Raw genomic sequence first — 22,612 nt, 5'->3', positions numbered from 1 at the left:
ATCGGCGTCATGGAGCCAGTGCCGGATCGGCATATAGGAGCCAGTCGGCACTGGGTTGACGGGTGTCTCGAACACCGCGACGCCATCTCTACCCTTCGGGCCATTTGCCCGGAGGGCCAGGGATGGCGCGCAGGAGATTCGAGATGCATCACTATCGACAGGCCCTGCTGCGCATGCGGCAAGGCGACTCCGACCGCGACATCGCTGCGGCCCGCGTCATGGGCCGGCCCAAGGCGGCGCAGTGGCGCAGCTTGGCCACCGAGCGCGGTTGGCTGGACACCGCCCAGCCCCTGCCCGACGATGAGACCATCGCCGCGGCATTAGGCTGCCCGCGCAAGGCCAGCAGCACCATCTCCACGCTGGAGCCACATCGCGGCGCCATCGCGTCCTGGCTCGAGCAAGGCGTCTCGGGCACCGCCATCCACGGCGCACTCAAGCGCCAGCACGGCTTCACCGGCAGCTATTCGGCCGTGCGCCGCCTGGTGGCCGATGTTCGCCGCCAGTTGCCGCCTGAGACCACCTGCCGACTGGACTTCGAGCCCGGCGAGGCTGCCCAAGTGGACTTTGGCGCCGGCCCCACGCTCATCCACCCCGACGGCCAGCCCCGGCGCACCTGGGCCTTCGTGATGACGCTGGCCAGCAGCCGCCACCAGTACGTCGAGTTCGTCTGGGACCAGACCGTGGCCACCTGGCTGGGTTGCCACCGCCGCGCCTTCGAGTGGTTCGCCGGCGTGCCCCAGCGCGTCATCATCGACAACGCCAAGTGCGCCATCACCCGCGCCTGCGCCCAGGACCCCACCGTGCAGCGCGCCTACGCCGAATGTGCCGAAGGCTACGGCTTCAAGATCGACCCCTGCCCACCGCACGATCCGCAGAAGAAGGGCATCGTCGAGTCCGGCGTGAAGTACCTCAAGGGCAACTTCCTGCCGCTGCGCACCTTCCGCGACCTGGCCGACCTCAACGCGCAGGCCCGTGCCTGGGTGCTTGAGGAGGCAGGCAGGCGCTGCCACGGCACCACCCGGCGCACTCCGCTGAGCTTGTTCGCGCTGGAGGCACCGCTGCTGCAGGCGTTGCCCACCCCTGCGCCCGACCTGGGCACCTGGCACCGCGTGAGCGTGCACCGCGACTGCCATGTGCAGTTCGAGCGAGTGCTGTACTCCGCACCGTTCACGCTGGTGGGCAAGACCTTGTGGCTGCGCGCCACCGATGCGGCGGTCGCGCTGTTCGAAGACTACCGCCACGTCGCCACCCATCCGCGAGGACTCAAGCCCGGCCAGCGCGTGAGCGTGCGCGGGCACCTGCCGCCCGAGGCGCAGGCCTTCTTCGGTCGCGACCGGGCGTGGTGCGTCACCCAGGCCGAGCACATCGGCGCATCCTGCGCCGCCTTGATCGAGAACCTGCTCAGCGACCGCGTTCTGGAGCGGCTGCGCGCCGCGCAAGGCGTGCTGGCCCTGCTCAAGCCCTACGGCGCCGCCCGGCTGGAGGCGGCCTGCGCACGGGCCATGGCGCATGGCTCGCCCCACTACCGCACCGTCAAGACCATCCTGGCGAGCGGCGCCGACCAGCGCGCCGACGTGCCTGCGGCCACGCCGGCGCAGTACGGCCGCACCCGCTTCACCCGGCCTGCCACCGAGCTGTTCGCCGACCTCATCGCCCACCCGCAGCAAGAGCTGCTGCACTGACCCCGAAGGAGAAGACCCATGAACCCCGCCCCCGAACTCGCCCCGCAGTTGAAGCAGCTGCGCCTGTCCGGCATCTTTGACTCCCTGGAGGCGCGCAACCGCCAGGCCATCGAGGCCAAGCTGGCCTACACCGACTTCCTGGCCCTGCTCATCAGCGATGAGGTCGCGCGGCGCGAGCAGAAGAAGTTCAGCACGCGGCTGCGCCGCGCGCAGTTCCGCACCACCAAGACACTGGAGCAGTTCGACTTCGAGCGGCTGCCGCAGCTCAACCGCGCGCTCGTGCACGACCTGGCCACTGGACGCTACCTGCAGGAGAAGGCCCCCGTGCTCATCGTGGGGCCCTGCGGCACCGGCAAGAGCCACCTGGCCCAGGCGCTGGGCCACTGCGCGGTGCGCCAGGGCGTGGACGTGGTCTTCACCACCTGCGCCAGCCTGACGCAGAGCCTGAACGCGGCCAGGGCGACCGGCAGCTATGAACGCAAGCTGGCGACCTTGGCCCGTGTGCCGCTGCTCATCATTGACGACTTCGGCCTGAAGCCGCTGCGTGCGCCGGCCGATGAGGACCTGCACGACCTGATCGCCGAGCGCTACGAGCAGGCCGCCACCATCGTGACCAGCAACCTGGACTTCACCGAGTGGGACCAGGCTTTCCCAGCCAACCGGCTGCTGGCCAGCGCCAGCCTCGACCGGCTGCGCCACAACGCCTACTGCCTGGTGCTGGACGGGCAGTCGTACCGCGCGCCCAAACAGATCGCGGCGGCCACCAAACCGGCACCGCAAAAGCCCTCAAAATCCACCCTGGCCTAACCCCTCGGGACCCCCGTTTTACCCACCTGTTGCTGGCTCCAATACGGCGGACATCGGTGGCTCCATTACGGCGGTCGGTGACAATCGGCCGGCGCACACGCTGGAGCAGGCGGTCGAACTGATCGACTGGTACCGCGCACGCTGGGAGATCGAGCTGTTCTTCCTGATCCTGAAGGAAGGCTGCCGCGTGGAGGCGCTGCAGTTGAGCCATGTCGATCGCATTGAGGTGGCGCTGGCGTTGTACATGGTCGTGGCCTGGCGCATCAACCGGCTGATGCGGCTGGGCCGCAGCTTGCCAGAGCTGCCGGCCGATCTGCTGTTCGAGGTCGAAGAATGGCAGGCGGCCTTCGTGCTGAACAAGAAGAAGCCACCCAAGAGTGCCCCGCCACTGAACACCGTGGTGCGCCTGATCGCCCAACTCGGCGGCTTCCTCGGGCGCAAGGGCGACGGCCAGCCCGGTGCCAAGACGCTGTGGCTGGGCTTGCGCGACATCACCGTATTCGTTCAAGGCTTGCGCTTCGCTCGGATGGCGCTATGAGATGTGTGTAATGGGATGGGCCAGAGGGGAACGCACATATCGCTTTGAAGAGGTGTCCAAATATTTCACCGGCGTCGCCCTCGAATTGCGGCCCATGGCGGCATTCACGCCGAAGGTCGAACGCCAAACGATCCGGCTGAGTCAATTGCTGGGCAAGGTGGTCGGCCTGAAGCGTTCGCTGGCGCAGATCTTGTTGCTGGCCATCGTCATGGAAGGCTTCGTCCTGATCAGCCCCTTCTTCAATCAGTTGATCGTTGACCAGGCCATTACCACCAGCGATGTCCACCTGCTCATCACGCTGGCGGTGGGCTTTGGCTTGGTCAAACTGACTTCGGCAGCCATTGATCTAATCAGAAGTTGGGCGTTGGTGGTCATGAGCGCGACTATGAATGTTCAATGGCTGGCCAATCTTTTTTCGCATTTGCTGAAGTTGCCCGTCAGCTACTTTGAAAAGCGCCATGTGGGAGACGTGGTATCGAGGTTTAATTCCATCCACACGGTGCAATCCACGTTGACCAATGGATTCATCGGCAGCGTTCTGGATGGTTTGCTGGCGATAGGAACCGGCGTAATGATGTTCATTTACAGCCCGATGCTATCGGGGATTACCCTGCTCGCCCTGGTGCTGTATTTGCTTCTGCGCGGAGCTCTCTATGCCAGCTTGATGGCGGCTACCGAGAGTGAGGTGGTCGCCGATGCGCGGCAACAAACCATGTTCCTGGAAACGGTTAGGGGTATTCAGGCCGTCCGGCTCTTCAACAAAGATAGGACTTACGCAAATGTTTAAATTAATAGACCCCGCAGGGTATTTGTTGGATAATGTGCCGCATCGACCTCAGCATGCAAATTGTCCATCAAAAGAATCGACTACTGCCAGTTCATCCTGACCAGCCAGACCAATTTCACCATGACGAACTTTGCGGATCACGGCCAGGGATTCAGCCACGATGCGGTGAAGCGATACCTGCAAGGCGACAAGCTGTCGGCCAGCTTGGTTTGGGAGCATGCGCAGCGTGACATCGTTCCATCCCCCCGGGGATGCATCGTGTTTGACGACACCATCCTCGACAAAGGCCATTCGCACCAGATCGAGTTGGTTCGCCGGCAGTACAGCGGCAATGCCCACGGCATCATCAAAGGGATCGGCCTGGTGAACTGCCTCTACGTCAACCCCGACACCGGCGAGTATTGGCCCATCGACTATCGATTGTTTGCGCCCGAGCAGGACGGCAAGACCAAGCTGGAGCACGTGCGCGACATGTTGGTCAGCGCTGCGGGCAACAAAGCACTGCCCTTCACCCGGGTGCTGTTCGACACCTGGTACGCCACGATGGAGCTGATGCTGCTGGTGGACAGCCTGGGCAGACGCTTTTACTGCCCGATCAAGGCCAACCGGCTGGTCGATGACAGCGCCGGCCAAACGCCGTACCGGGCAGTGAGCGGCTTGTGCTGGACGGCACAAGAGGCTGAGCGCGGCAAGCTGATCAAGATCAAGGGATTCCCCAGGGACTACAAGGTGAAGCTCTTCCGGGTGACGGTGTCTTCCCACCGCACGGATTGGGTCGTGACGAACGATCTGGCTCAAGATTCGACGCAGGGCACGCAAAAGGCGTGTGCGCTGCGCTGGAAGATCGAGCAGTTTCATCGAGAACTCAAGCAGCTGACGGGCGTTGAGAAGTGTCAGTGCCGCAAGGCGCGAATGCAGAGAAACCACATCGCCTGCGCGATCTTGGTTTGGCTGCGGCTGCGGGCGGTGGCCAAGGAAAAACTCTCTTCGATGTATCAGATCAAGACCAGTTGGCTTTCCGAGCGGATGCGCCAGGAGCTGCGAAGTCCTTCGGTTTTGATGCGTTTTGCGTAAGTCCTATCTTTGTTGCAGGAGGAAATGAGGGAGACCCCATTTGCACCGAACCAGAACCAGAACCCAGGGATTACTGTACTGGCGTGCCAGACAGTCCCCTAGGCTATGACTTTGCCTCAGCATGCATGGCGCATGACGAAAATTATAGCCGAGACACAACGATGACTAGGGAAGAAGCAGATCTCCAGTTCCGCGCTGATTTGCATGCTATTTGCGAGGCGAACTACAACGACTCAGCTGTTTGCCACGCTCTCGCAGAAATCTACTATATGGGAGTTAGTCTATTTGGTTGGCTATTCTACGAAGGCAACCCCAATCATCCCCCTTATGATCCTGCCAATGGAATTCCCTGATCTGAAGACTGCATAAAGCAGAGCGAGGCCTTCCGCCTCGCTTTGATTCATTCTCTCTAAACTTGGATTGGGTGCGTCATGATATTTCCATTAAGAGTCGCTTTGCTAATCAATCTTCTTTATGTCAACCAATTTTCGGGGGCTCAAACTTTAGACCTTGGATTCATAAAGGAAGAGCCATACAAAAAGTCGAAGCAAGCGATTGACGCTTCATCAATTTTAACGCCTCACGAAGCGCGAGTGATCAAGGATGCGATTACACCCATCATGCGTTTGCTTGTCGGCATAACGTTTGCAACGTTGCCACCAGCAGTTGAAGAAGAGTTGGTGACGAAGCATGGTCGAGGTGCGCTTCGCATGCCCCCCTTCGCAACGAAAAGAAGAGATACTCAATTTCGAAGATCAGCGAATGGCGAGTTTGCGGCAATAATATATTATCTTTTTCAGCTGCTTATGCCGATCTCCTTGGCAAGAATCAATGGAAAGAATATTTCATTTTTGAAAAAACCGACGGGCTGTGGCGTTTTAAAGATCATGGAGAGCTTCGCAATGATTGCAAATAGGTGTGCGTTTTTTGGAATTATTTTGCTAGGAATCCTACGCGTGACAGACGCTAGCGCTGAAAAATTATCTGCGGTTAGCTATGTCGCTGAAAAAAATGGCGTCCGATTATTGCTGAATGGCATCTCACATGGGCCGTCCATGGATGCCCCCTCTACTAAGACGAGAGAGCACTTTGCAGAATCCAAGGTGGTTATCGTAGAAGCCGACATGACCGATCCTGCCCGTGCAAACCGCACTGTGCGAGATCTAAGAGCGTGTTGACGATCTCCTGAGTAGCAGAGCCAGAAACGCCAAATGGACGAACTGCAAGCTGGTGTTGAGCCAACGCTCGCAGTTCTTCCACAGTCTGCGGTTTTTCTCCAACCAGGCAAAGCTGCGCTCGACAACCCAGCGCTTGGGCATGACCTTGAAGGTGTGCAACTCGCTTCGCTTGGCGATCTGCACCGTCACGTGCTCACCCAGGATGTCCTTGACGCCTTGCGCGAAGGGCTGGCCTGTGTAGCCGCTGTCCGTCAGCACGCTTTGCACCCGTCCCAGCGACGGCTTGCAGCGCTTGAATGCCGCCAGCGCTCCTTTGCGGTCCGTCACTTCGGCCGTCGTGATCGCCACGGCATGGGGAAGCCCCTGGGTGTCCACCGCAATGTGGCGCTTGATCCCCGAGACCTTCTTGCCTGCGTCATAGCCCTTGAACCCCGCCGTGTCCGTGTTCTTCACGCTCTGCGCGTCCACGATCAAGAACGCGCTGCAGGCGTTGCGCCCCTGTCTCTCGCGGGCCGCGCCAACCTGATTTTTTTAAAGCCTGCTCCAGCACGCTCACTCCGTGCTGGTCAGGCTCGCTCCATTTGCGCCAGTACGCATAGACGCTGGGCCACTTCGGGAACTGCGGCGGCAGATAGCGCCATTGGCAACCCGTGTGCAGCAGGTACAGCACTGCGCAGAACACCTCGTACAGATCGACCTTGATCGGCTTGGTGCTGCGCCGAACGCTGCGCAGCAGCGGCTCGATCTCGGCAAACTTCTCTCGACTGATGTCGCTTGGGTACGGCTTCCTCTTCACCCAACAATTGTCGGAGGAAATGAGATCGTAAACACGCTCTAAGAGAAGGCAAGTCACTTGCTATGAAAAACTTTCTCAGCGAAAGCGAGTTGGAAACCGTTCGACTTGCGTGGACCAAGAAGCTTAACGGTAAGGCATCGATGACGGCCCGGACTCTTGGCGAACTGAATACATGTAGCTTCAGCATGCTTCTATTGCCGACGGGAGGAGGCTCACTCGTACTGTCCTCAGGTCATAAATCGGGAGTTTCATGGGAAGAGGAATTTCTGAAGGAGGCGAAGACTAGCGGTCAGGCTATTTTTGAGTTCGAGCCGAATGGAATGCGCTCTACGTGCGAAAAGTTGTTAGCGGGTGAAATGCGCGCGCTGGCTCTCGATGCCGCCAAGAATAGACTTGACGATGTTGCTGATGAGAAGGCTATGCGCCACACGGAGTTGATGAACAGGAGTATTCGCCGCCGAGACACGAAAGAAGGGTACGCGCACATGCTTGATCTGATCAGCTTCAGCGAGGACTATAAGAACGCGTTTTTGAGACTTCTCAATATGCGCAACGAAGCCTTTGTCTCCGTACTGGAACAGCGCCATTCGAAATTGGATAATGGATCGATATTTGTTATGTTCGGCGCCCTTCATCTTCATGGTCCAAATGGTGTTTTAGCGCTACTTCAAGCTAAAGGCTTTCATGTAATTCCCTCCCCCTAGCGGCAGTCCACCGAACTTAAGCCCCGTCACCCCTTGTAGACGACGCTGGGATGGGGCTTGACGGAGTGTGGGTCGAGGTCGGGAGCGGCCGGGAATCAGGGCAATTGCATGAAGGTAAACCACGAACGAAAGCTGCTTAAAAATTAAGTAATATTGTCTGATGTGAGACATTTTCCGCATAATTTTTGAGCGGCTCGACCTCCTTTTCCTGACACGTTGACATCAAGGTTACTTCATACAATCGCCGCCACCGTGCCAGAACGATATAGCGACTTGATTTCCGACGCAACATTCTAGCGCATGGCAAAAATATATTTTCTTGAATCCATCGCATAGCCGATGGATTCGGGTGAAATGGCAACGAGCTAGCCAATCAATAGCTCTTTTGGAGGATAGAATGAGACTGATTTCCCAAGGAGAAATTTGTTTTGTGGCTGGAGGCTACGAAGGCGACGAATCATACACGTGCCCTTATGGTGAAGATGGCATCGCTGAGTGCGATAGAGTCGTCGTAGAAGGCATAGCGGCTGATATGCCAAAAAACCTAGCAGACGAGTTTGTGGGAAGTTTTGCTGCTGGCGCACTCACATGGACCACAACGGAGGTAATCTCCGCATTCCTTGTTGGTGCGGGAGGCGTTGCCCTTTCACCTGGCATTGCGGTGCTCCTCATTGCCGCTGGTGCTGCCACAATGGGATTGTGGCTTGCGCAAGAACTGGCCAACACCCGCACGCCTGAGCAAAGCGAGGAGGATTTGCGAAGCATGATGGGAACGGTGACGCCGTAAGGCTTATTGACACCTCCATTCAGCGAATGGAGGTTTTTAAACAACTGTAGGACTTACGCAAACGTTTAAATAAATAGACCCTGCATGGTATTTGTTGGATAATTTGCCGCATCGACCTCAGCATGCAAATTGTCCATCAAAAGAATCGACTACTGCCAGTTCATCCTGACCAGCCAGACCAATTTCACCATGACGAACTTTGCGGATCACGGCCAGGGATTCAGCCACGATGCGGTGAAGCGGTACCTGCAAGGCGACAAGCTGTCGGCCAGCTTGGTTTGGGAGCATGCGCAGCGTGAAATCGTTCCATCCCCCCGGGGATGCATCGTGTTTGACGACACCATCCTCGACAAGGGCCATTCGCACCAGATCGAGTTGGTTCGCCGGCAGTACAGCGGCAATGCCCACGGCATCATCAAAGGGATCGGCCTGGTGAACTGCCTCTACGTCAACCCCGACACCGGCGAGTATTGGCCCATCGACTATCGATTGTTTGCGCCCGAGCAGGACGGCAAGACCAAGCTGGAGCACGTGCGCGACATGTTGGTCAGCGCTGCGGGCAACAAAGCGCTGCCCTTCACCCGGGTGCTGTTCGACACCTGGTACGCCACGATGGAGCTGATGCTGCTGGTGGACAGCCTGGGCAAACGCTTTTACTGCCCGATCAAGGCCAACCGGCTGGTCGATGACAGCGCCGGCCAAACGCCGTACCGGGCAGTGAGCGGCTTGTGCTGGACGGCACAAGAGGCTGAGCGCGGCAAGCTGATCAAGATCAAGGGATTCCCCAGGGACTACAAGGTGAAGCTCTTCCGGGTGACGGTGTCTTCCCACCGCACGGATTGGATCGTGACGAACGATCTGGCTCAAGATTCGACGCAGGGCACGCAAGAGGCGTGTGCGCTGCGCTGGAAGATCGAGCAGTTTCATCGAGAACTCAAGCAGCTGACGGGCGTTGAGAAGTGTCAGTGCCGCAAGGCGCGAATGCAGAGAAACCACATCGCCTGCGCGATCTTGGTTTGGCTGCGGCTGCGGGCGGTGGCCAAGGAAAAACTCTCTTCGATGTATCAGATCAAGACCAGCTGGCTGTCCGAGCGAATGCGCCAGGAGCTGCGAAGTCCTTCGGTTTTGATGCGTTTTGCGTAAGTCCTAAACTGGATCGGAGCGAGAATTGAGCATTATTTCATTGAGCAACAAAAGATTGTCTGTAAATTTACTCCTGTGGTTGACAGCACCTAGGCAGTTGCGACGAGCCCGGGATCTCGTGGTTGTACTTTCATTAGTTGGCCTGGTTGCATATTTTTTTAATTACCAAATAAGGGCGATAATTATTGGCACTGTCTCAGGAATTTCTGCCGCGTGTCTATTTATGACAAACTTCTCAATGGTCGAGTTGACATTGAGCGGCGCCAGTTCGGAGTTGTGCGGCAAAATAAATTACTTTTTTCGCAATTCCTCGCCATTAATTGAAGTGAGGCCTGGGGAATATGCAGATGGGCGCCGCAGCGGCCTTCCCCACTGGAAGTTTGATAATATTGTAGTTTACGTTTCCGGAGATGGCATCATTCGTGTCACAGGCCCACTGGTGTATTTGAAGCGTCTTGTGAAAAGGCTTCAGCAAGATGGGGTTAAATTTCAAGAAGACCAAGGTTCTTCGTATCGGATGATCTGATTAGTAATCTGCCTCAGGTGGATCGCCTGACGAGCCAGCTGCGCCGTAGCCTTGGCATCAGCGACCAGAAAAAACTTCAACACACCTACCAATATTACAAATTAACAATCATGCGCGACAAGATTTCCGTGGTGACTGCACGCATCAACAATAGAGACAGTCTACTAGATAGTCAGGAGCGTGGTAGCGCTGAATTCGTTGCTTATGTGGATGCGCCAACGATCTCAATTACGTGGGAATTGCGCGAGGCATGCAAGCTCTTCTTCTCCGGTCGCCGGAACTCTAGAATCCACAAGATCCTGATTCATCAATATATTAGTTCGGAATACTCGCTGTGGATGGACGCCAACATGCAGTTGCTGGTTCCTGCAGAGCGACTCGTCGATGAGTGGCTGAGCCAGCATGACGTGGCCATCTTCAAGCACCGGGTTCGCAATTGCATCTACGAAGAGGCGCAGAAATGCATAGAGCTTGGCCTCGACGATCCTCGCGTCATCGCTGAACAGGTGGCCACCTACAAAGCCAAAAATTTCCCGAGTGATCAGGGCTTGGCCGAAGCCTGCGTGATCCTGCGCCGCCACACCCCTGCGGTCGAAGCCTTCAATAATGCCTGGTGGGCCGAGTATTCAAGGCACTCAGTACGAGATCAAATCAGATTAATGGTGGCCGCTCATAAATCCGGAATAATCTTGAATCTCGTCACCCCTACCAGATTTGATAATCCTTATTTTATCTCCCACTCTCGACCACCTTCCATCGAGTACACACAAGACGTCTAAAATTTTCACTGCGGCTGTGAGGAAAGATAATTTTCCACGCACCCATTTAATCGCTCAAAAACGTCTCGCGATGTTATAAATACAATAATATTCACACCCCTTGAACGCGCTCGGCACCAACTTGCACAACACAAGCTTGCGGCACTGTGCGCAAAAAATATAAAAAATCTTTGTCGTTACCTATAGGAATTACGCAAAAAGCATCAAAGCCGAAAAATGCAACTCCTGGCGCATCCGCTCGGACAACCAGCTGGTCTTGATTTGATACATCGAAGAGAGTTTTTCCTTGGCCACCGCCCGCAGCCACAGCCAAACCAAGATCGCGCAGGCGATGTGGTTTCTCTGCATTCGTGCTTTGCGACACTGACATTTCTCAACGCCCGTCAGCTGCTTGAGTTCTCGGTGAAACTGTTCGATCTTCCAGTGCAGCGCACACGCCTCTTCCGTGCCCTGCTTCGAATCTTGAGCCAGTGCTGCCGGCACTAAATATCTTGAGCAGCTGCGCCTTCTGGCAGGCCGTCAGCCGCGACACCGAACTCAGCCACTGCTGCAATTACTTCACGTCCATCGCCAGTTCCAGCGGACCTCCACGTGGGGCTCGTGCGACCAGTCAGCAGGCCGACTGGCTCATGGCGTGAGCTAGTCACTAACTAACGAGCAAAGCGCCCCCCATGAGGAAGCTCGCCAAGACCTTGAGCCACAGCGCTGGTTCGCTGAGCCGGCGCGAGGCAGTTTGGCAACAAAGCCCTTGCGAAACAAACCCCTGAACCACCTTTGTTGAACGAGGACAACGAATGAGAGTCACCGCCATTGGTACCGGATATGTCGGGTTGGTCGCTGGCGCCTGCCTCGCGGAGATGGGAAACCATGTGGTCTGCCTGGACACGAATCCCGAGAAGATCCGCATCCTGAGCGACGGAGCGATCCCCATCCACGAGCCGGGCCTCGACGAGGTTGTGCGGCGGAACGTGGTCGCCGGCCGCCTGGAGTTCACGACCGACGTGGACATGGCGGTCTGCCATGGCACGCTGTTGTTCATTGGCGTAGGCACGCCGCCCGACGAAGATGGCTCCGCCGACCTGCGGTGCGTGGTGGCCGCCGCCCGCTCCATTGGCCAGCGCATGATGGGCTACAAGGTCATCGTCGATAAGAGCACGGTCCCCGTGGGCACAGCCGACATAGTGCGTGCGGCGGTCAGGGAGGAACTGGTCAAGCGCGGCCTCGCCGACATGGCCTATGCGGTTGTTTCCAACCCCGAGTTCCTCAAGGAAGGCACGGCGGTCGAGGACTTCATGAAGCCGGACCGCATCATTGTCGGCTCCGACGACGAGCAGGCCACGCGGCTGATGCGGGCGCTGTACGCGCCATTCAACCGCACGCGAGACCGCATGCTGGTAATGGACGTGCGCAGCGCCGAATTCACGAAGTACGCCGCCAACGCAATGCTGGCCACCCGTATCAGCTTCATGAACGAGTTGGCGCTGCTGGCCGAGCGCGTGGGGGCCGACATCGAGTTGGTGCGTCGAGGTATCGGCTCCGATCCCCGCATCGGCTACCAGTACCTGTATGCCGGCGCCGGCTACGGTGGCTCCTGCTTTCCGAAGGACGTAAAGGCGCTAGTCAGAGCGGCGGCCGACGCGGGCATCCCGTTGAAGGTGCTCACGGCCGTGGAAGAGGCCAACGAGCGCCAGAAGCGAGTGTTGGTGGACAAGGTCGTTGGGCGGTTCGGCGAAGATCTCGGGGGTCGCCGTTTCGCGATCTGGGGGCTGGCCTTCAAGCCAAACACGGACGACATGCGAGAGGCACCGGCACTGGTCATTCTCGAAGAGCTGGCCAGGCGGGGCGCTACTGTTGCAGCCTACGATCCGGTGTCCATGAGCGAGACGGCGCGAGTGCTTGGACCGCGTGACGACGTGGCGCTGGTGGACCGCGCCGAGGCCGCGCTCAAGGGGGCCGATGCACTGCTGATCGTCACCGAATGGAAGGAGTTCCGTACGCCGGACTTCGACGCCATCAAGGGCGCGCTCAAGCAGCCGATCGTGTTCGATGGTCGCAATCTGTACGACCCAAAGCTGATGAAGTCTCTGGGCATCGACTACTGCGGCATCGGTCGTGGCAACGCTGGGGAAGGCCAGGGCGCGCCGGAATACTGCAACCCACTTCCATCACCTGGGCCGTCGCCAGTGGCGACGCGCCAAGACATCAGCATGGGCTGCCCCATCAACACGACCCTGGCAGCCTCTTACAACGTCAGTCAAGCATGCTGAAAACCACCGCAGTCGCCGCCGCCCTGCTGCTCGCCGCCTGCACGGGCCTGCCGCCCACGGCCCCGGCGTCGGCGCCAGCCACGCTGCCCGCCTTCCCCGGCGCCGAGGGCGAAGGCGCCATCTCGCAAGGCGGGCGCGGCGGCCGGACGGTCTACGTGACCACGCTGGCCGATGCCGGCCCCGGCTCGCTGCGTGCCGCCGTCGAGGCTGCGGGCCCGCGCACCGTGGTGTTCGCCGTGTCCGGCACCATCGCGCTGAAGACGCCGCTGAAGCTCACCCACGGCCGCATCACCATCGCCGGCCAGACCGCGCCGGGCGACGGCATCACGCTGCGCGACCAGCCGCTGGTGATCGCCGCGGACGACGTGGTCGTGCGCTTCATCCGCTCGCGCCTGGGCGACGAGGCCGGCGCGGACGACGACGCGATCAGCGTCGGCGCCGGGCAGCGCATCATCCTGGACCACGTGTCCGCCAGCTGGTCCACCGACGAGACGCTGTCGGTGTCGGTGGCCCGCGCCGACCTGGGCCGCCCGGCCTACCAGCACGTCACCGTGCAGTGGAGCCTGATCGCCGAGTCGCTGAACTGCAACGGGCCGAAAAAGGGCGTCTGCCACGGCTTCGGCAGCCTGCTGCGCGGCGCGCACGGCACACGGCTGTCCATGCACCACAACCTGTGGGCGCACCACCAGGACCGCATGCCCCGCCCCGGCAACTACCTCCGCCCCGAGGCCGACCCGCTGGGCGGCTTCTACGACCTCCGCGCCAACGTCTTCTACAACTGGGGCGCCGGGCGCGCCGGCTACAACCTGGACCGCGACGGCGAGCGCGCCAGCTACAACTTCGTCGGCAACGTCTACCTGACCGGCCCCAGCTCCAAGGGCCAGTTCGCGTTCGAGGAAAGCAACCCCGGCGCGCGCGCCTTCTTCGCCGGCAACAGCATGGACGGCCGCGTGCCCGCCGACCCGTGGACGCTGGTGCGCGCGCATGCGCAGCACCTGCCCGGCGGGCTGCCGGCCGGCTACAAACTCGCGGCGGCGCTGCCGTTCGCGCCGGTCACGGTCCAGGCCCCCGGCGAGACGCTGGCGCGCGTGCTGGCCGGCGCCGGCGCGTCGCTGGTGCGCGACGCGGTGGACCAGCGCGTCGTCGCCGACGTGCGCCAGCGCCGCGGCCGGCTCATCGACAGCCAGGCCGAGGTGGGCGGCTGGCCCGCGCTGAAGAGCGCGCCCGCGCCGCTGGACAGCGACGGCGACGGCATGCCGGACGCCTGGGAGGCCGCCCACGGCCTGGACCCGCGCGACCCCGGCGACGCGAACCGGGTGGACCCGGCGAGCGGCTACACGCAGCTGGAGCGCTACCTGAGCGGGCTGGTGGCGCACCTGATGCGCTGAGCCTTTCCGTAGAATGAGAACAATTCTCATCCAGCTCCCTGCCTTGCCGGCCGCGAGCACAGGAAGGCTCCCGTGGTCCGCAGCGAGTTCGCCCTTCACGCCCAAGTCGATGCCTGGTATGCCGACCACCACGGCTGGCTGCAGGGCTGGCTGCGCCGCCGGCTGGGCGACTCCTTCGGCGCGGCCGACCTGGCGCACGACACCTTCGTGCGCCTGCTGGCCAAGGAGGCCCTGCCCGCCATCCGCGAGCCGCGCGCGCTGCTGACCACCATCGCCCACGGTCTGCTGCTCAACCAGCGCCGCCACCAGCGCATCGAAGCGGCCTACCTGGAGGCGCTGGCGCTGCAGCCCGAGCCGCTGGCGCCGTCGCCCGAGGAGCGGGCGCTGCTGATCGAGGCGCTGGTGGAGCTGGACCGCCGGCTCGACGGCCTGCCCACGCCGGTGCGCCAGGCCTTCCTGCTGTCGCAACTGGACGGGCTCCCGCAGGCCGAGATCGCCGCACAGCTGGGCCTGTCCGTGCCCACCGTCAAGCGCTACGTGGCCAGGGCGTTGATGCAATGCTGCTTCGCCTGACATGAAGCAAGCCCCTCGCCCGGTCTTGCGCCGGCTGCACGCCGGCAAGCCCAGTCGGTCCCCCAAGGGGACGGCGATGCGTTCGGCGTTGAGCCGAACGCACATCGCCTGCGGGCCGGCTTGGGGCGGCCCGGCGCCAGTCCGCGTTTCTTCCAACGCGAGTGGCTCATATCACCAGGGCCAACTGAAATGAACGCTGCCTCGCCGCAAGACCTCGCGCCGGTCGTGCGCCAGCAGGCCGTGGAGTGGCTGCTGGAGTTGCAGGCCGCGCCCGCCAGCGACGAGCTACGCCAGCGCTGGCTGGGCTGGCGCGCCGCCCACCCCGACCACGAACGCGCCTGGCAGCACGTCGAGGCCTTCGGCGCCAAGCTGGGCAGCCTGCCCTCCGCACTGGCCCATGCCGCGCTGGCGCCGCCGCCGCGCCGCCGCCAGGCGGCCAAGACGCTGGCGCTGCTGCTGTTCACCGGCGGCGCGGCCGGACTGGCGTGGCAGGGCGAGCCCTGGCAGCGCTGGACGGCGGACGCCCGCACCGGCACCGGCGAGCGCCTGGCCTTGGCGCTGCCGGACGGCAGCCAGCTGCAGCTCAACGCCGGCAGCGCCATCCGCCTCGCCTTCACCGCGACGGAGCGGCTGCTGAAGCTGCTGGGCGGCGAGATCCTCGTGCGCACCGCGGCCGACGCGCGGCCCTTCGCGGTCGAAACCGGCCAGGGCCGCATCGACGCGCTGGGCACGCGGTTCAGCGTGCGCGACGCCGCGCTGCAGCCCGACGGCGCCTGCCGCGTGGCCGTGTTCGACGGCGCGGTGGAACTGCGCCCGCGCCGCGCGCCCGCCGCCGTGCTGCGCTTGCGCGCCGGCCAGCAAGGCCGCCTGGCCGCCGACGCGGCGGCGGCCACCGGCGCCGCCAGCGACGACGCCACCGCCTGGACGCAGGGCCTGCTGGTCGCGCAGGACATGCCGCTGGCCGACTTCCTCGCCGAACTCGCGCGCCACCGCCCGGGCCGGCTGTCCTGCAGCGACGCCGTGGCCGGGCTCAAGGTCAGCGGCACCTACCCGCTGGCCGACACCGACCGGGTGCTGGAACTGCTGCAGGCCGCGCTGCCGGTGGCGGTGCGGCGCGTCACGCGCTACTGGGTGAGCGTGGGCCCGCCCGCCTGAGCGCAAAAAATTGGTTGCTTGCGCGTTGGTTCGTGAGGTTGGGCTGGGCGCAGGAGAACGGGCAGGCCTGATGCTTCGTGTCCCCCGGGCCGCTACGCGGCCTCCTCCTTGACCTGCGCATCAGGCCTGCCCGTCCTCCTGCTTCTCGTTGCGCTCGGTGTAGGCCGCGAAAACCGATTGGTGGACAAGCCGGGATGCGGGGGTGGGCAATTGCGCAGGTAAAGGAGGAGGGCCGCGCAGCGGCCCGGGGGACACGGAGCAATTGCCCACCCCCGCGTCCCGGCGCCATCCAGCCCTCGCGCCGACCGCTGGGGTCTAACGCGCAAACAGCCAAAAAATTCCAGCCACGCTGATCCCTTTTCGCGCCTCGCGGGGCAATGGAAGTGAACCCCGAACTTCCATCCCGCCGCAAAGGACACGCAGCATGGGTCATCAGCCCCGGCCTCGCATTCGCCGCACTCTCGTCTCGCTCGCCAGCACGCTGGCCTGCCTCGCCCCGCCACCACTGGCGCTGCTGGCACTTCACGCAGGCGCCCAAGCGCAGGCCGCCGAGGCCCGCCAGGCCTACGACATTCCCGCCGGCCCGCTGGCCCCCGCCCTCACCCGGCTGGGCCGCGAGGCCGGCCTGCTGCTGTCGTTCTCGACCGAGCAGACGCGCGACCTGCAGACCCGCGGCCTGCGCGGCCAGCACACGCCGGACGAGGCGCTGCGCGCGCTGCTGGCCGGCACGCCGCTGGCGGCGCAGCGCCAGCCCAACGGCGGCTACCTGCTGCGCCCCGCACCCGCACCCGCACCCGATGCAGAGCCGGCGCTGCCGGTGGTGCACGTGCAGGCCACCGCGCTGGACGCGCTGACCGAAGGCAGCGGCTCCTACACCACCGGCCGCATGAGCGCGGCCACGGGCCTGGCGCTGTCCATCCGGCAGACGCCGCAGACGGTCAGCGTCGTCACCCGCCAGCAGATCGAGGACCAGGGCCTGGCCAGCCTGCCCGACGTGCTCAAGCAGGTGCCGGGGCTCAACTACGAACAGCACGACAGCGAGCGCTACGGCATGTTTGCGCGCGGCTTCGAGGTGGGCAACTTCCTGGTCGATGGCCTGCCCGTCTCCAGCTATCCCGCAGGCGCCTACGGCCTGCTGTACCAGAGCCAGATGGACATGGTGGCCTTCGACCGCGTGGAGGTCGTCAAGGGCGCCACCGGCCTGGCGAGCGGCGCGGGCCAGCCGTCGGCCGGCGTGAACCTGGTGCGCAAACGGCCCACCGCCACGCCGCAGGCGCTGCTGACGGGCAGCTGGGGCTCGTGGGACCGCGCGCGGCTGGAGGCCGACGTGTCCGGCCCGCTGTTCGGCACGCGCGGCCTGCGCGGGCGCGCGGCGGCGGCGGCCGAGCACAAGCATTCGTTCATCGACCGCTATGCGCGCCGCAACGCGTCGGCCTTCGGCATCGTGGAGGCCGACCTGGGCGCGCGGACCGTCGTGTCCGTCAGCGCGCACCGCATCAGCAGCGACGTGGACGGCGTGCCCTTCGGCGGCGCCGTGCCCATGTTCTACCGCGACGGCAGCCGCATCGCGCTGCCGCGCAGCTTCTCGCAGGTGCCCGCGTGGACGCGCTGGACCACCGACACCACGCTGGTGGGCGCCGACCTGGAGCACGCGTTCGCCAACGGCTGGACGGCCCGGCTGTCGCACAGCCACCAGCGCAGCAGCAGCGCGCTGCAGGGCGTCGTCTGGGAGGGCTTCGCCAAGCCCGACGGCAGCGGCGCATGGGCCTGGCGGGACGAGAACCTCGACCAGGCCCGGCGCAGCGCCACGGCGGCCAACGCGTCCGGCCCCTTCGAGTGGCTGGGCCGCCGGCACGAGCTGATGCTGGGCCTGAGCCGCACCGTCAGCCGCGCCGCGGACGACAACTACTACGACTGGGACGGCTACGCGCCGGCCCGGTTCCCGGCCGACGCGGCCAGCCTGCCGCCGCTGACGCGCGAGGAGCGCGTCTGGGCCAGCACCGTGCACGAGCGCATCACCGAGACCGCCGCCTACGGCGCCGTGCGCCTGCGGCCCACCGACGCGCTGGCGCTGGTGCTGGGCTCGCGGCTGAGCACCTGGAAGAACGCGCGCAGCACGCGCGACGACGTGGGCACCCAGGCCAGCGGCTACGAACACGAGCGCATCGCCAGCCCCTACGTCGGCGCGGTGCTGGACCTGGGGCCCGCCTGGTCCGCCTACGCCAGCTACACCGACATCTTCACGCCGCAGAGCCACCGCGACCGCCAGCGCGAGCTGCTGGGCCCGGTCAAGGGCGGGGCCTGGGAGACCGGGCTGAAGGCCGAGTTCTTCGGCGGCCGGCTGAACGCGTCCTTCGCGCTGTTCCGCATCAAGCAGGACAACCTCGCCGAGGAGACCGGCGAGATCGTCGATGGCGACCCGGTCTACGTGGGCGTGGCCGGCGCCGTGGCCACCGGCGTGGAGGCCGAGCTGGGCGGCGAGCTGGCACCGGGCTGGCAGGTCAACGCCGGCCTGGGCCAGCACCGCGTGCGCGACGCCGCCGGCCGGCCCGTGCTGACGGCCAGCGCGCGCCGCACGGCCAAGCTCTACACGCGCTACCGCTTCAGCGGCGACTGGCAGCGGCTGGCCCTCGGCGCGGGCTGGCGCTGGCAGGGCAGCACGTACAAGGACAAGGTGGGCCCCGACAACGACCGCGTGGCCGGCACCGCGGACGACCGGCTCAGCCAGGGCGCCTACGGCGTGGTGGACCTGTCGGCCAGCTACGAGCTGCGGCGCGGGCTGGACTTGTCCGTGCAGTTGCTGAACCTGTTCGACAAGACCTACCTGACCGCCTTCCGCCAGGGCTCGCAATACGGCAGCCCACGCTCGGCCAGCGTGACGCTGAAGGCCCGGTTCTGAACGCCTTGGTGCGCCACCTCGCCCGCCTGCTGCTGGCCGCGGCGGGCGGCTATGCGGCCACGTCGGCCGCCGTCGTCGCGCTGGCCGCGTGGCTGCCGCTGCCGCGCGCCGAGGCCGTGCTGGCAGCCACGCTGGCGGGCTTGGCGCTGCTGGTGGCGGCCGTGGTCTGGGTCTACGCCGTGCCCAGCCTGCGGCGGGCCGGCGCGGGGCTGCTGCTGGCGGGCGGCCTGGCGCTGGGGCTGGCCGCGCTGGGTGGAAGCCCATGAGCGGCGGCTTCCGCCAGCGCATGGCCTGGCTGCACACCTGGGGCGGGCTGTGGCTGGGCTGGCTGCTGTACGCCATCTTCCTGACCGGCACGCTCAGCGTGTTCGACGCGGCCATCACGCGCTGGATGCGCGCCGCGCCACCTGCGACACCGGTCGCCGCGCCGGACGGCGCGCGGGCGCTGCGGCTGGCGCAGGCCCACCTGCAGCGCGTCGCGATGCCGGCGCACGCCTGGCGCATCGACCTGCCCGACGCGGCCGACCCGGCGCTGCTGCTGTCGTGGGACGACGAGCAGCACCGGCCGCACAGCGCGCGGCTGGACCCCGCCACCGGCCGCGTGCTGCCGGCCGCGCAGGTCCGCGAGACCGAGGGCGGCCACCACTTCGTGCACATGCACTACCAACTGCACGGTGGCAGGGCCGGGCTGTGGGTGGTGGGCTTCTGCACGGTGGCGCTGCTGGTGGCGCTGGTGTCGGGCATCGCCGTGCACCGGCGCATCTTCCGGGACTTCTTCACCTTCCGGCCGGGCAAGGGCCAGCGCTCCTGGCTGGACGCGCATAACGCCGTGGGCGTGCTGACGCTGCCCTTCCAGTTCATGATCGCCTACACCGGCCTGGCCGTGTTCTACGCGACCTACCTGCCCGCCGGCATCGCCGCGCACTACCCCGACCGCGGCGCCTACTTCCAGGCGCTGCTGCAGGAGCCCTCGCACCGCGACGAGCTGCACGAGGCCGCGCCGCTGCTGCCGCTGGACGGGCTGCTGGCCCAGGCCGAGGCCAGTCTGCAGCGGCGCGTGGGCTTCGTCGTCGTGGAGCACCCGGGCGACCGCAGCGCGTCGGTGTGGATGCACGGGCCCTTCGACGAAGGCCGCGGCCAGGACCGCGAGCTGCTGTGGCTCAGCGGCGGGCGCCTGCTGTTCGACGGCGTCACCGGCGCAGTGCTGGACGAGCGCCCGCCGCGCAGCCGCGTGGGCGGGGCGGCGCTGCTGACGCTGGACGCGATGAGCGAGCTGCACTTCGCCGACTTCGGCGGCGCCACCGTCAAGTGGCTGTACTTCTTCTGCGGCCTGGCGGGCACGGCGTTGATGGCGACGGGCACCGTCCTCTTCCTCGTGAAGCGCCGCTGCAAGGCGCTGGGCGAGTTCGGCGCCTGCACGGCGGCCGTGTACCGCGGCATCGAGGTGCTGAACGTCGGCAGCATCGCCGGACTGGCCGTCGCCTGCGCGGGCTATCTGTGGGCCAACCGGCTGCTGCCGCCGGGCATGGAGCAGCGCGCGGGCTGGGAGATCGCGGGCTTCTTCGCCGCCTGGGCGCTGGCCTTCGCGCATGCGGCGCTGCGCCCGGCGCGGCGCGCGTGGACGGAGCAATGGGCCGCGCTGGCGGCGCTGTGCCTGCTGCTGCCGGCGCTGAACGCGTGGACCACCGGCGAGAGCCTGCTGTCGTATGCCAAGCGCGGCGACGGCCTGCGGCTGGGGCTGGAGCTGACGGCGCTGGCCATCGGCCTTGCCGCCGCGTCGCTGGCCGGGTGGCTGGCGCGGCGGGAGCCGGGCCCATGATCCCGGCCCTGGCGCTGCTGGCGCTGTGCACCGCGGGCATGCTGTGCCTGGCGCTGGCCATGGACCGGCATGCGCCCACCGCCTGGCGGCACCGCCTGCTGCGGCCGGCCCTGCGCCTCGCGGCACTGGCGCAGCTGGCGGCGGCCCTCGCCATCGCCTGCCAGGCATGGGGCGCCAGCGTCGGGGTCGTCGTCTGGACGGGCTTCCTGTCTGCCGGGGCGGGCCTGGTGGTGGCGCTGCTGGCGCGCCGTCGGTAGGTTGGGGTGAGCTTGCGAACCCCAACGTTCAGGCCGCCCGGGAGTCGTTGGGGTTCACTTCGTTCACCCCAACCTACCGCGCTGGTGCCTTCCCTGGTGAGCCCGGCGTGCAGCCGGCGTTGACCGGCGTGAAGGTCCGCGTTGTGGGGCTCGTCACAGAGACAGCGGCGAGAGCGCAGCGGGTCGCCTCGGGGTGCTTGCCGGGCGATTGCTTTCGTGCACGGTCCTTGCGTCAGGGCGGTGGAGTGCGGTTGGCGCCTCTCTTTTGGTGACTTTTCTCTGGCAAGACAGAGAAAAGTTACCCGCCCGCCGGGGCGGATTCCCGGCGCGGTGCATCGAGTCGAAAGGCTCTCCGCAAAAGCAGCCCGGTAGGTTGGGGTGAGCTTGCGAACCCCAACGTTCAGGCCTCCGGGAGTCGTTGGGGTTCACTTCGTTCACCCCAAGCTACCGCGCTTCATGGCCTGCCCTCCTGCTGCGTGTCCGCCCGCCTGGGAAAGTCCCCGACGCCTTCTTTCGTCCGCTCGACCTTGCGGATCGTGCCGTCGTCGTTGAAGTGCAGGTACTCCGCCGCGACGTGCCGCTGCTTCTTGGCGCAGGCGGCGCCGGGCACGTCCAGCCAGCGGTGATAGAACAGGATCCACTGGCCCTGGTACTCCACGATGGAGTGGTGGTTGTTGGCGTTGTTCTCCTGCGCCATGAAGACGCCGCGGTAGGTCCACGGGCCGGTGGGCGCGGTGGCCGTGTAGTAGGTCAGGATGCGGTTGTGCTCCGGCATCGTGAAGTAGTACAGGCCCTTGCGCTTGAACACCCACGGCCCTTCCATCGGCGGCTCGTGGCCGCCCATGTCCATCTTCTGCAGCTCGCCCTTGATGCTGCGCATGTCGTCGGCCATCTCGGCCACCAGGTAGTTGACGCCCGAGGTGCGGCTGTAGAGGTAGGCGCGGCCGTCGTCATCGACGAACAGCACCGGGTCATTCGCATAGGGCTTGCGCCACAGCGGCGCACCGATCACGTCCTTGAAGGGGCCGGCGGGGTTGTCGCTCTCGGCGATGCCGATGCCCATCCACTTGGTGCTGTTCTTCGGGTTCTGGCGGTCCTTGACGCCGGTGCCGGCCGGGAAGACCAGGTAGTACTTGCCGTTCTTGTAGGCCGCGTCGGGCGCCCAGGCGTAGTCATCGGCCCAGGTGAGGTCCTTCACCGACAGCACGGCGCCGTGGTTCGTCCAGTTCACGAGGTCGGTGGACGAGAAGGCGTACCAGTCCTTCATGTGGAAGTCGGCCTGGCATTCCTCGTCGTGCGAGGTGTAGAGCCACATCCGGCCGTCCTTCCAGACGTGGCCGGAGGGGTCGGCGGTGCGCAGGCCTTCGCCGAGCTTGAGCGGGTTCCGGGCCTGGGCCGGCGTGGCGAGCAGCGCGGCGAGCAGGAAGGGGAGGAGGGGCAGGAGCTTCATGGG

The 22,612-nt window shown here is 64.4% G+C and carries 22 protein-coding genes and 1 pseudogene; 20 read left to right on the top strand and 3 right to left on the bottom strand.

Features of this window, described 5'->3' with window-relative positions; genetic code table 11:
- Positions 1–143: 143 nt before the first annotated feature.
- From istA to QM788_RS10270, 7 genes and pseudogenes are all read left to right on the top strand, one after another.
- On the top strand, positions 144–1,682 hold the full coding sequence (gene istA, locus QM788_RS10300) for an IS21 family transposase (RefSeq protein WP_415660291.1): 1,539 nt from the start codon (positions 144–146) through the stop codon (positions 1,680–1,682).
- Between the two features lie 18 nt (positions 1,683–1,700).
- Positions 1,701–2,489 (top strand): IS21-like element helper ATPase IstB, encoded by a 789-nt coding sequence (gene istB, locus QM788_RS10295; RefSeq protein WP_415659531.1) that lies wholly within the window; start codon positions 1,701–1,703, stop codon positions 2,487–2,489.
- Between the two features lie 82 nt (positions 2,490–2,571).
- Positions 2,572–3,027 (top strand): annotated as a pseudogene (locus tag QM788_RS10290) (IS4 family transposase); the annotation flags it as partial.
- Between the two features lie 10 nt (positions 3,028–3,037).
- Positions 3,038–3,814 (top strand): ABC transporter transmembrane domain-containing protein, encoded by a 777-nt coding sequence (locus QM788_RS10285; RefSeq protein WP_415661395.1) that lies wholly within the window; start codon positions 3,038–3,040, stop codon positions 3,812–3,814.
- Between the two features lie 60 nt (positions 3,815–3,874).
- Positions 3,875–4,888, top strand: coding sequence for a transposase (locus QM788_RS10280; RefSeq protein ID WP_415661394.1), 1,014 nt, complete (start codon positions 3,875–3,877; stop codon positions 4,886–4,888).
- Complete coding sequence (locus QM788_RS10275; RefSeq protein WP_415661393.1) at positions 4,825–5,241, top strand: phospholipase A2; 417 nt, start codon at positions 4,825–4,827, stop codon at positions 5,239–5,241. Before QM788_RS10280 ends, QM788_RS10275 begins: the two co-directional genes overlap by 64 nt.
- A 78-nt stretch (positions 5,242–5,319) precedes the next feature.
- A complete protein-coding gene (locus tag QM788_RS10270) occupies positions 5,320–6,066 on the top strand; it encodes a hypothetical protein (RefSeq protein WP_415661392.1) in 747 nt (248 codons plus the stop codon).
- Here the strand turns inward: QM788_RS10270 and QM788_RS10265 are convergent.
- A protein-coding gene (locus QM788_RS10265) for an IS5 family transposase (protein WP_415659828.1) occupies positions 6,052–6,862 on the bottom strand; the annotation gives its coding sequence in 2 pieces (ribosomal slippage) (positions 6,052–6,597 and positions 6,599–6,862; 810 coding nt in all). The genes QM788_RS10270 and QM788_RS10265 overlap by 15 nt on opposite strands.
- A gap of 62 nt (positions 6,863–6,924) precedes the next feature.
- Here QM788_RS10265 and QM788_RS10260 point away from each other — a divergent pair.
- The 5 genes from QM788_RS10260 (at position 6,925) to QM788_RS10240 (ending at position 10,801) form a co-directional block, all read left to right on the top strand.
- A complete protein-coding gene (locus QM788_RS10260; protein WP_415661391.1) occupies positions 6,925–7,566 on the top strand; it encodes a TraB/GumN family protein in 642 nt (213 codons plus the stop codon).
- A 397-nt stretch (positions 7,567–7,963) separates the two neighbouring features.
- Positions 7,964–8,353: a hypothetical protein gene (locus tag QM788_RS10255; RefSeq protein WP_415661390.1), complete on the top strand. Its 390-nt coding sequence runs from the start codon at positions 7,964–7,966 to the stop codon at positions 8,351–8,353.
- Between the two features lie 129 nt (positions 8,354–8,482).
- Positions 8,483–9,496, top strand: a complete 1,014-nt coding sequence (locus QM788_RS10250; RefSeq protein WP_415661389.1) for a transposase — start codon at positions 8,483–8,485, stop codon at positions 9,494–9,496.
- A gap of 40 nt (positions 9,497–9,536) precedes the next feature.
- The gene (locus QM788_RS10245; protein WP_415661388.1) at positions 9,537–10,022 is read left to right on the top strand and encodes a hypothetical protein; all 486 of its coding nucleotides are present in this window, start codon (positions 9,537–9,539) and stop codon (positions 10,020–10,022) included.
- A gap of 17 nt (positions 10,023–10,039) precedes the next feature.
- Positions 10,040–10,801, top strand: a complete 762-nt coding sequence (locus QM788_RS10240; RefSeq protein WP_415661387.1) for a glycosyltransferase domain-containing protein — start codon at positions 10,040–10,042, stop codon at positions 10,799–10,801.
- Between the two features lie 189 nt (positions 10,802–10,990).
- On the opposite strand, the gene QM788_RS10235 is transcribed toward QM788_RS10240, so the two are convergent.
- Positions 10,991–11,284 carry a hypothetical protein gene (locus QM788_RS10235; protein WP_415661386.1) on the bottom strand — a complete coding sequence of 98 codons (294 nt, stop codon included), beginning with the start codon at positions 11,282–11,284 and terminating at the stop codon, positions 10,991–10,993.
- A 311-nt stretch (positions 11,285–11,595) separates the two neighbouring features.
- Between QM788_RS10235 and QM788_RS10230 the strand changes: the two genes are divergently transcribed.
- From QM788_RS10230 to QM788_RS10195, 8 genes are all read left to right on the top strand, one after another.
- Complete coding sequence (locus QM788_RS10230) at positions 11,596–13,068, top strand: UDP-glucose dehydrogenase family protein (protein ID WP_415661385.1); 1,473 nt, start codon at positions 11,596–11,598, stop codon at positions 13,066–13,068.
- On the top strand, positions 13,062–14,456 hold the full coding sequence (locus QM788_RS10225) for a hypothetical protein (RefSeq protein WP_415661384.1): 1,395 nt from the start codon (positions 13,062–13,064) through the stop codon (positions 14,454–14,456). The genes QM788_RS10230 and QM788_RS10225 overlap by 7 nt, the downstream gene beginning before the upstream one ends.
- A 72-nt stretch (positions 14,457–14,528) precedes the next feature.
- Positions 14,529–15,029: a sigma-70 family RNA polymerase sigma factor gene (locus QM788_RS10220; RefSeq protein ID WP_415661383.1), complete on the top strand. Its 501-nt coding sequence runs from the start codon at positions 14,529–14,531 to the stop codon at positions 15,027–15,029.
- Positions 15,030–15,218: 189 nt separating this feature from the next.
- Positions 15,219–16,184, top strand: a complete 966-nt coding sequence (locus QM788_RS10215; RefSeq protein WP_415661382.1) for a FecR domain-containing protein — start codon at positions 15,219–15,221, stop codon at positions 16,182–16,184.
- Positions 16,185–16,608: 424 nt separating this feature from the next.
- On the top strand, positions 16,609–19,083 hold the full coding sequence (locus QM788_RS10210; protein ID WP_415661381.1) for a TonB-dependent siderophore receptor: 2,475 nt from the start codon (positions 16,609–16,611) through the stop codon (positions 19,081–19,083).
- 8 nt (positions 19,084–19,091) lie between these two features.
- Complete coding sequence (locus QM788_RS10205; RefSeq protein ID WP_415661380.1) at positions 19,092–19,349, top strand: hypothetical protein; 258 nt, start codon at positions 19,092–19,094, stop codon at positions 19,347–19,349.
- Positions 19,346–20,902 (top strand): PepSY-associated TM helix domain-containing protein, encoded by a 1,557-nt coding sequence (locus QM788_RS10200; protein WP_415661379.1) that lies wholly within the window; start codon positions 19,346–19,348, stop codon positions 20,900–20,902. The genes QM788_RS10205 and QM788_RS10200 overlap by 4 nt, the downstream gene beginning before the upstream one ends.
- Positions 20,899–21,159 (top strand): DUF3325 family protein, encoded by a 261-nt coding sequence (locus tag QM788_RS10195; RefSeq protein ID WP_415661378.1) that lies wholly within the window; start codon positions 20,899–20,901, stop codon positions 21,157–21,159. Before QM788_RS10200 ends, QM788_RS10195 begins: the two co-directional genes overlap by 4 nt.
- 454 nt (positions 21,160–21,613) lie before the next feature.
- On the opposite strand, the gene QM788_RS10190 is transcribed toward QM788_RS10195, so the two are convergent.
- A complete protein-coding gene (locus QM788_RS10190; RefSeq protein ID WP_415661377.1) occupies positions 21,614–22,609 on the bottom strand; it encodes a family 43 glycosylhydrolase in 996 nt (331 codons plus the stop codon).
- Positions 22,610–22,612 lie beyond the last annotated feature (3 nt).

Source organism: Roseateles sp. (assembly GCF_047654785.1).
Lineage (GTDB): Bacteria > Pseudomonadota > Gammaproteobacteria > Burkholderiales > Burkholderiaceae_C > Pelomonas.
Note: the sequence above shows the minus strand (reverse complement) of the source record. Positions and strands in the feature narration are given on the sequence as shown.

Excerpts from the sequence above, each read along its gene's own strand:
- istA (WP_415660291.1), top strand. The coding sequence starts at position 144 with ATGCATCACTATCGACAGGCCCTGCTGCGCATGCGGCAAGGCGACTCC.
- istB (WP_415659531.1), top strand. The coding sequence starts at position 1,701 with ATGAACCCCGCCCCCGAACTCGCCCCGCAGTTGAAGCAGCTGCGCCTG.
- QM788_RS10285 (WP_415661395.1), top strand. The coding sequence starts at position 3,038 with ATGGGATGGGCCAGAGGGGAACGCACATATCGCTTTGAAGAGGTGTCC.
- QM788_RS10270 (WP_415661392.1), top strand. The coding sequence starts at position 5,320 with ATGATATTTCCATTAAGAGTCGCTTTGCTAATCAATCTTCTTTATGTC.
- QM788_RS10260 (WP_415661391.1), top strand. The coding sequence starts at position 6,925 with ATGAAAAACTTTCTCAGCGAAAGCGAGTTGGAAACCGTTCGACTTGCG.
- QM788_RS10255 (WP_415661390.1), top strand. The coding sequence starts at position 7,964 with ATGAGACTGATTTCCCAAGGAGAAATTTGTTTTGTGGCTGGAGGCTAC.
- QM788_RS10230 (WP_415661385.1), top strand. The coding sequence starts at position 11,596 with ATGAGAGTCACCGCCATTGGTACCGGATATGTCGGGTTGGTCGCTGGC.
- QM788_RS10225 (WP_415661384.1), top strand. The coding sequence starts at position 13,062 with ATGCTGAAAACCACCGCAGTCGCCGCCGCCCTGCTGCTCGCCGCCTGC.
- QM788_RS10215 (WP_415661382.1), top strand. The coding sequence starts at position 15,219 with ATGAACGCTGCCTCGCCGCAAGACCTCGCGCCGGTCGTGCGCCAGCAG.
- QM788_RS10210 (WP_415661381.1), top strand. The coding sequence starts at position 16,609 with ATGGGTCATCAGCCCCGGCCTCGCATTCGCCGCACTCTCGTCTCGCTC.
- QM788_RS10200 (WP_415661379.1), top strand. The coding sequence starts at position 19,346 with ATGAGCGGCGGCTTCCGCCAGCGCATGGCCTGGCTGCACACCTGGGGC.
- QM788_RS10195 (WP_415661378.1), top strand. The coding sequence starts at position 20,899 with ATGATCCCGGCCCTGGCGCTGCTGGCGCTGTGCACCGCGGGCATGCTG.
- QM788_RS10190 (WP_415661377.1), bottom strand. The coding sequence starts at position 22,609 with ATGAAGCTCCTGCCCCTCCTCCCCTTCCTGCTCGCCGCGCTGCTCGCC.